The following is a 7694-nucleotide window of genomic DNA, read 5'->3' on the forward strand; positions in this document are numbered from 1 at the left end:
GCCCGCGCTTCGCGCGGGCATCCCGCCCCCGCCCCGCGTTCCCGCCGCGCCCCGCAAAGTCCAGCCGCACCCCATCACCCGGAAAGGGAGGCGTCCGCCATGCCCGCGCACATCGTACATACCATCCCGCCCGTCTATGACGCGCGCTCCCGCGTGCTCATCCTCGGGACGATTCCCTCCCCCAAGTCGCGGGAGCAGGGCTTCTATTACGGCCACCCGCAGAACCGCTTCTGGCGGGCGCTCGCCGCGGCGCTGGACGAGCCCGCGCCCCAAACGGTCCCGGAAAAGCGCGCGCTCGCCCTGCGGCGGGGGATCGCGCTGTGGGACGTGCTCGCCTCCTGCGACATCGAGGGCGCGTCGGACGCGAGCATCCAAAACCCCGTCGCCAACGATCTCACGCCGATCCTCTCGGCGGCGGACATCCGCGCCGTCTTTACGACGGGCAGGCGGGCCGCCGGCCTTTACCAAACCCACATCCGGCCGCGCACGGGGCTTTCGGCCCTGGCGCTGCCCTCGCCCAGCCCCGCGAACTGCGCCTGTTCCTTTGAGCGGCTCGTGGAGGCCTACCGGGCGGTACTTGATTATCTGGAGGACTGAATATGAACCGGATTGCCAGCTTCTGCGTCGACCACACCAAACTGGAAAAGGGCCTCTACGTCTCCCGCATCGACGGGGACGTGATTACCTACGACCTGCGTATGTGCATCCCCAACGCGGGCAGCTTCCTCGAAAACGGGGCGCTGCACACGATCGAGCACCTCTTCGCCACCTATGTGCGCAACAGCCGCTGGACCGACGGGATCGTCTACGTCGGGCCGATGGGCTGCCGCACGGGCTTTTATTTCCTGACCCGCGACAGCATCCCGAAGGAGGAGGTCATCTCCCTGCTGCGGGAGACCTTCCGGTTCATCGCGGGCTTCGAGGGGGAGATCCCCGGCGCGGCGGAGGCCGAGTGCGGCAACTTCCGCGACCACGACCTCGCGGGCGCGAAGGCGGTGGCGGCGGACTACGCGGCGGTGCTCGACGGCTGGACGCCCGAGCGGATGGCGTACCGCGCATGACCGGCCGGGAACTGACCGGCCTCTGCCTCACCTGGCCGGACGCCTATGAGGACTACCCGTTCGGCGACGAGTGGGCGGTCCTGCGCCACCGGGGCACCCACAAGATTTTCGCCATGGTCTTCGAGCGGGAGGGGAAGCTGCTCATGAACCTCAAATGCGAGCCGATGCAGGCGGAATTCTGGCGCAAGGTCCATCCGCAGGTGACGCCCGGCTACCACATGAACAAGACCCACTGGAACACCGTCGACGTAAACGGCGGGCTGGAGGAGGAGACGCTGCGCGGGATGATCGACCACAGCTGGGAGCTGACCGCGCCGAGGGAGAGGAGGAAATCCCGGTGACGACGGAAGAATACGCGGCGCTGAAAGAGCGCCTGCGCGCGATGGCCGATCCCGGCTACCGCGCCTTCCACCAGAAGCTGGTGCCCGAGGTGGAAAACCTGCTCGGCGTGCGCATCCCCGCGCTGCGCCAGCTCGCGCGGGAGCTCGCCCGCGGGGACTGGCGGGGCTACCTCGCCGCCGCCCAAACGGACACCTACGAGGAGACGATGCTCCAGGGACTCGTGCTCGGGTGCGCGAAAATGGAGCCGGACGAGCTGTTCGGGCGCCTGCGGGAATTCATCCCCAAGATCGGCAACTGGGCGGTGAACGACAGCGTCTGCGCCGGGCTCAAGCTGGTGAAAAAGCACCGGGCGGAGACGCTCGCCTTCCTGCGGCCCTATTTTGCGGGCGGGGCGGAATTCGAGGTTCGCTTCGCGGTGGTCATGCTGATGGACTACTACGTCGACGAGGAGTACATCGGCGAGGTCCTGTCCCTTCTGCGGGCGGTGCGCCACGAGGGGTACTATGTCAAAATGGCGGTCGCGTGGGCGCTGTCCGTCTGCTATGTCAAGTTCCCCGGGCGGACGCTGCCCCTGCTCGAGGGGGAGGCGTTCGACCCGCAGACCCGCCGCATGGCGCTGCAGAAGATCGTGGAATCCAACCGGGTGGACGCCCGGACGAAGGCGGAGATCCGCGCGCTGCGCAAGGCGGTCCGTTAAAAAAGGGCGGAAAAAAGCGGACTGTGCGACACAGCCCGCTTTTTTCGATCTATGTGTGTGTGGAAGAGAGAAGTAAGTCGAGTTTGATCAATTTTGATTATTTTTTAACAAGATTAGTCTATCACATTTTTCAGGAAAAATCAACCCCTTTTTGAAAATATTTACAATTAAAGGGTTGTTTTACAGTTAATGTCAGGGGGTTCTTTACAAGCGGGACGGACAGGAAAATCGCTGGGACCATCAGGCATGTTCTGCCAAAATTAATATTACAGTTAGAAGATTTTCGACAAAATGCTACAAGGAGGAATTTCAATGACCGGCACGGAAAAACTCCAGGAATTGATCGACAGGAGCGCCGGAATCGTCTTTTTCGGCGGGGCGGGCGTCTCGACCGAAAGCGGCATCCCCGATTTCCGCAGCGTGGACGGGCTCTATAACCAGCAGTACAAATACCCGCCCGAAACGATCATCAGCCACACCTTTTTCACGCGCAGGCCGGAGGAATTCTATGAATTTTACCGCGCCAAGATGCTTGCGCCCGACGCCAAGCCGAACCCCGCGCACCTCAAGCTCGCCGAGATGGAGGCGGCGGGCAGGCTTTCCGCCGTCATCACCCAGAACATCGACGGCCTGCACCAGGCGGCGGGCAGCAGGGAGGTGCTCGAGCTGCACGGGTCGGTCCACCGGAACTACTGCATGGACTGCCGCAGATTTTACGACGCGCGCTTCATCCTCGCGTCACAGGGGGTGCCCCGGTGCGTCTGCGGGGGCGTGGTCAAGCCCGACGTGGTGCTCTACGAGGAGAGCCTCGACGGCGGCACCCTCGAACGCGCGGTGCGGGAGATCTCCGCCTGCGACCTGCTGATCATCGGCGGCACCTCGCTGGCCGTCTATCCGGCGGCGGGGCTCATCCGCTACTGCGGCGGGAAGATCGCCGTCATCAACAAGTCCGCGACGCCGATGGACGGCCAGGCCGACCTGCTGGTCCAGGAACCGATCGGCCGGGTGCTCGGCGCGATCCGGGTGCGCGCGCCCCGTTAGCGTGGACGCGCCGTCCGGGCAAAAGAACGGCTCCCCCACCGCGCCCGGCGCGGTGGGGGAGCCTTGGTTTATAAAGGCGCGTTATTTCGGCCCGGGGTCCCGCTTTCTCGGGGAGCGGCACCCGTCCGCGTGGGGGCAGCCGGCGCAGCCGCCCCCGCACCTGCCCCGGTGGCGGACCGCGTAGCGCACCGCCAGCACCACGAGCAACGCGAGCAGGCCGAGAACCAGATAATCGATCGGATGCATGGAAAACTCCTTTCGTCAGACGAACAGCAGGGCGGCGCGGTAGACGAAGAACGCCACCACCCACGCGAGCCCGCTCTGGCAGACCGCCATGGCCGCCGCGTGCCCGCCGCCGAGCTCCCGCTTGACGGCCGCGACGGCCGCGACGCAGGGGGTGTAGAGCAGTGTAAAGGTGAGGAACGCGACGGCCGCCGCGGGGGTGAAGATGCCGGCGAGCGCGGCGGGGAGGGTCGCGGTATTGGTGCCGGTGAGCACGGCCAGCGTGCTGACGACCGCCTCCTTGGCGGAAAAGCCGGTCAGCAGCGCGGTGGAGGCGCGCCAGTCGGTAAAGCCGAGCGGCGCGAAGATGGGCGAAAGGAACCGCCCGAAGGAGGCGAGCATGCTCGCCTCGCCGCCCGCGGCGACCACGTTGAGCCGGGTGTCGAAGGTCTGTAAAAACCAGATGACGATCGTGGCGATGAAGATCACCGTGAAGGCGCGGGTCAGAAAGTCCTTGGCCTTGTCCCACAGCAGCAGGAAGACGCTCTTGGGGCTGGGCATGCGGTAGTTGGGCAGCTCCATGACGAAGGGCACCGGCTTGCCGTGGAAGGCGGTGTTTTTGAGCACCAGCCCGCAGAGCACCCCGACGGCCATGCCCCCCGCATAGAGGCAGATCATGACGAGCGCGCGGTGGCTGGGGAAGAAGGCCATGGTAAACATCGCGTAGATCGGCAGCTTGGCGCTGCAGGACATGAAGGGGGTGAGCAGGATGGTCATGCGGCGGTCCCGCTCGCTCGAGAGGGTGCGGGTCGCCATGATGGCGGGCACCGAGCAGCCGAAGCCGATGAGCATCGGCACGAAGGAGCGGCCCGAAAGACCGATCTTGCGCAGCAGCTTGTCCATGACGAAGGCGACGCGCGCCATATAGCCGCTGTCCTCGAGCATCGAGAGGAAAAAGAAGAGCACGACGATGATCGGCAGGAAGGAGAGCACGCTCCCGACCCCCGCGAAGACGCCGTCGATGACCAGCGAGTGGACGACGGGGTTGAGCCCGTAGGCGCCGAGCGCCGACGAGACGGAGGCGGTGACGGCGTCGATGCCCGTCGACAGCAGGTCGCTCAAAAAGCTGCCGATCACCCCGAAGGTCAGCCAGAAGATGAGCAGCATGATGACCAGGAAGATGGGGATGGCAAAATATTTGTGGGTGAGCACCGCGTCCATCCGCACGCTGCGCACGTGCTCGCGGCTTTCTCCCGGCTTGACCACCGCGGTGCGCACCAAATCGTCGATGAAGCAGTAACGCATGTCGGCGAGCGCCGCCTCCCGGTCGGTGCCCAGCTCCTGTTCCATCTCGGTGACGCTGTGCTCGACCATGTCCTTCTCATTTTCCGAGAGCGCCAGCCGCTCCATCATCGGCGCGTCCCCCTCCACCAGCTTGGTGGCGGCAAAGCGCGGCGGCACGCCGATGCGTTCGGCGTGGTCCTCGACGAGGTGGGCGACCGCGTGGATGCAGCGGTGCACCGCGCCCGAGCAGAAGTCGAGCCGCGCGGGAAGCTGCCGCGCGGCGGCGGTCGCGGCCGCCGCGTGGATGAGCTCGTCGATGCCCTCGTTTTTGACCGCCGAGATCGGCACGACGGGAACCCCCAGCTCCTCCGAGAGCTTTTTGATCTTGATCGTGCCGCCGTTCGCGCGGAACTCGTCCATCATATTGAGCGCCACGACCATCGGGATGTGCAGCTCGATGAGCTGGAGCGTCAGATAGAGGTTGCGTTCGATGTTGGTCGCGTCGACGATGTTGATGATCCCGTCGGGGTGGGAATCCAGCAGAAAATCACGCGTGACGATCTCCTCGTTCGTATAGGGGGAGAGGGAGTAGATGCCCGGCAGGTCGACGACCCGGATCTCGCCGAGGCGGCGGCGGTCCTCGTGCGCCTCCCGCATGGCGTCCCGCGCCTCGCGCAGCGCGTTGTCCCGCGCCGCCTCATGGAACGCGCGGTGCCGCTCATCCTGCCGCATCCGGTGCCACAGGCGGGGAATCGCCCTGCGTCCCGCGCGGGTGACGACCCCCTCCTTGCGCTCCACCGTCACGCCGGGGAAGTTCCCCACGTGCTGGTTGGAGCCGGTCAGCTGGTTGAAGAGGGTGGTCTTGCCGCAGTTCTGGTTGCCCGCAAGCGCGAAGATCATTGCGCGTCCTCCTCTGCTTCCAGTTCGATCTCCCGCGCGTCCTCGAGCCGCAGGGTCAGCTCGTACCCGCGCAGGTGCAGTTCGATCGGGTCGCCCATCGGCGCGACTTTGCGTACCATCACCCGCGTCTTCGGGGTGAGGCCCATGTCGAGCAGCCGCCTGCGCAGGGCGCCCGCGCCGCCGACCTTCAAAATGATGCCGCTGTTTCCCACGCCCAGTTGATCCAGTGTCATATGTACCCCTCATTGCCTGCGGTTGCAGGACGTTTCAAATCGAATTGTTAGCCACGGCTTACATGATACGCCATCCCATATCCTTTGTCAAGTGGAGCGGGCGGCGGCTTTTTGCACAACATTCCCTGACACGCGCATTGATTTATCGGGCAAACTGCGGTATGATAAATCTAACTGTAAATTTCGCGGCGCGCACGCGCCGCAATCGTCCGCCACGGGCGGACCGGCCGCCGGGGCGGCCGCAAAACGGCGGGGCCGTTTTGGATTGCGGCGGAGGCGCTGGGGCCGCGGTGGAAAGGACCTGAAACGATGGAATACAAACTGGTTGCCGACAGCTGCTGCGAGCTGGTTCCCGCGCTTACCGGGCCGCTGAACGCTCGGACGGCGCCGCTGACCATCCTGCTCGACGACGTGAGCTACGTCGATGACGATTCGATGGACATCCCGCGGTTTCTCGCGGCCATGAAGCAGAGCCGCCACATCCCGAAATCCGCCTGTCCCGCACCCGACGTGTGGGCGAGGCTCTTTCTCGAGGCGAAGGAGGTCTTCGCGGTCACCCTTTCCTCCAAGCTGAGCGGCTCCTACAACAGCGCGATGGTCGCCAGGGAGATGGTCGAATCGGAGCATCCGGGCCACCGTGTGCACGTCTTCGATTCCCTCTCCGCGTCCGCCGGGGAGATCGCCGTCGGCATCCGGATCAAGGAGTGCGCCGAGGCGGGGATGGCGTTCGACGAGATCGTCCGCGAGGTCACCGCGTTCATCCACGGGATGAAGACCTATTTCATCGTGGAGAACCTCGACACCCTCATCAAGGCGGGCCGTATGGGCAGGCTGACCGGCTATGTCGCGTCCGCGATGTCGCTGCGTCCGATCATGATGGGGGACGCCGGCGAAATCAAGCTCTATGAAAAGGCGCGCGGCTCGGTGCGCGCTTTCACAAGGCTGGTCGACATCATCGGCGAGCGGCGGAGCAATTTCTCCGACCGCACCCTCGTCATCACCCACTGCAACAACGAACGGCAGGCGCATTTCATCCGCGCGGAGGCCGCCCGCCGCTACAACTTCAAGGAGATCGTCGTCGCCCCCACCCGCGGCATCAGTACAATGTATGCGAACGAAGGCGGCGTCATCATCGCATTTTGACCGGACGGAGGAATGTGGCATGAAAAAGAACATCCTGGTATTGGTGGGGAGCCCGCGCCCAAAGGGCAACAGCCAGGTCCTCGCGGAGGCGTTCGCCGCCGCGGCGCGGGAAAAGGGGCATGAGACCGAGGTCCTGCGGGTCAGCGGCATGAAGATTGCGGGCTGCCAGGCGTGCGAGCGCTGCTGGAAAAAGGACGGCATGCCCTGCGTCCAGCAGGACGACATGCAGAAGCTCTATCCCAAACTCAATGTGGCGGACATGATCGTCTTTGCCGCGCCGATCTATTACTTTGGATTTCCCGCCCAGCTCAAGGCCGTCATCGACCGGTTCTACCCGCTCTGCCACGGCGACGACAAGCGCCGGGCGTTCGCGGACAAGGAGAGCGCGCTCATCCTCTGCGGCGCCTCCGAGGAGGAGGACGACTTCGAGCCCGCCGTCGCAAACTACGAGGTCATGGCCGACTATCTCGGCTGGGAGGACCGCGGCATCCTCGTGGCGTCCGGCCTCGGCGACATCGGCGACGCCGCGAAGAGCGAATGGCTGGAGGCCGCGCGCGATTTGGCAATGGACTTGTAGGGGTTTGCCGCTCGGCGAGCGGCGGAGGTTGTCGGTGGCCGACCGACGGCGGTTTTAGATTGTCCGCTCATCGAGCGGCGTAGCTTGTCGGTAGTCGACCGACAGCGACCCCTTAGACATACCGCTCGTCGAGCGGCGTAGTTGCCGGGTCCCGCCCCGGCGGGCGGCCCCATTTCTTGTACGGACAAGAAATG

The 7694-nt window shown here is 65.0% G+C and carries 10 protein-coding genes; 7 read left to right on the forward strand and 3 right to left on the reverse strand.

Annotated features, from left to right (window positions below; translation table 11 throughout):
• Positions 1-99 precede the first annotated feature (99 nt).
• The 5 genes from RCI06_RS13720 to RCI06_RS13740 all read left to right on the forward strand — a co-directional run bounded on the left by RCI06_RS13720 (position 100) and on the right by RCI06_RS13740 (position 3141).
• Complete coding sequence (locus RCI06_RS13720) at positions 100-597, forward strand: DNA-deoxyinosine glycosylase (RefSeq protein WP_306576383.1); 498 nt, start codon at positions 100-102, stop codon at positions 595-597.
• A 2-nt stretch (positions 598-599) separates the two neighbouring features.
• Entirely contained in the window at positions 600-1061 is a 462-nt protein-coding gene (locus tag RCI06_RS13725; RefSeq protein WP_306576384.1) for an S-ribosylhomocysteine lyase, read from the forward strand.
• Positions 1058-1402 carry an MmcQ/YjbR family DNA-binding protein gene (locus tag RCI06_RS13730; protein WP_101552801.1) on the forward strand — a complete coding sequence of 115 codons (345 nt, stop codon included), beginning with the start codon at positions 1058-1060 and terminating at the stop codon, positions 1400-1402. Before RCI06_RS13725 ends, RCI06_RS13730 begins: the two co-directional genes overlap by 4 nt.
• Entirely contained in the window at positions 1399-2100 is a 702-nt protein-coding gene (locus RCI06_RS13735) for a DNA alkylation repair protein (RefSeq protein ID WP_306576385.1), read from the forward strand. The genes RCI06_RS13730 and RCI06_RS13735 overlap by 4 nt, the downstream gene beginning before the upstream one ends.
• A 312-nt stretch (positions 2101-2412) precedes the next feature.
• Positions 2413-3141 carry an NAD-dependent protein deacylase gene (locus RCI06_RS13740; RefSeq protein ID WP_306576386.1) on the forward strand — a complete coding sequence of 243 codons (729 nt, stop codon included), beginning with the start codon at positions 2413-2415 and terminating at the stop codon, positions 3139-3141.
• Between the two features lie 81 nt (positions 3142-3222).
• On the opposite strand, the gene RCI06_RS13745 is transcribed toward RCI06_RS13740, so the two are convergent.
• The 3 genes from RCI06_RS13745 to RCI06_RS13755 are packed head-to-tail and all read right to left on the reverse strand — an operon-like array spanning position 3223 to position 5780.
• A complete protein-coding gene (locus tag RCI06_RS13745) occupies positions 3223-3387 on the reverse strand; it encodes a FeoB-associated Cys-rich membrane protein (protein WP_101552795.1) in 165 nt (54 codons plus the stop codon).
• 15 nt (positions 3388-3402) lie between these two features.
• Entirely contained in the window at positions 3403-5547 is a 2145-nt protein-coding gene (feoB, locus tag RCI06_RS13750) for a ferrous iron transport protein B (protein WP_288234696.1), read from the reverse strand.
• A complete protein-coding gene (locus RCI06_RS13755) occupies positions 5544-5780 on the reverse strand; it encodes a FeoA family protein (protein ID WP_101552791.1) in 237 nt (78 codons plus the stop codon). Before RCI06_RS13755 ends, feoB begins: the two co-directional genes overlap by 4 nt.
• A gap of 309 nt (positions 5781-6089) precedes the next feature.
• Between RCI06_RS13755 and RCI06_RS13760 the strand changes: the two genes are divergently transcribed.
• Together RCI06_RS13760 and RCI06_RS13765 are read left to right on the forward strand one after the other, a co-directional pair.
• Positions 6090-6923, forward strand: a complete 834-nt coding sequence (locus RCI06_RS13760) for a DegV family protein (protein ID WP_276873904.1) — start codon at positions 6090-6092, stop codon at positions 6921-6923.
• 19 nt (positions 6924-6942) lie between these two features.
• Positions 6943-7500 (forward strand): flavodoxin family protein, encoded by a 558-nt coding sequence (locus tag RCI06_RS13765; RefSeq protein ID WP_276873900.1) that lies wholly within the window; start codon positions 6943-6945, stop codon positions 7498-7500.
• Positions 7501-7694 lie beyond the last annotated feature (194 nt).

This window comes from Anaerotruncus massiliensis (ex Togo et al. 2026) (genome assembly GCF_030825285.1).
In the GTDB taxonomy this organism is placed as follows: Bacteria; Bacillota; Clostridia; order Oscillospirales; family Ruminococcaceae; genus Anaerotruncus; species Anaerotruncus massiliensis.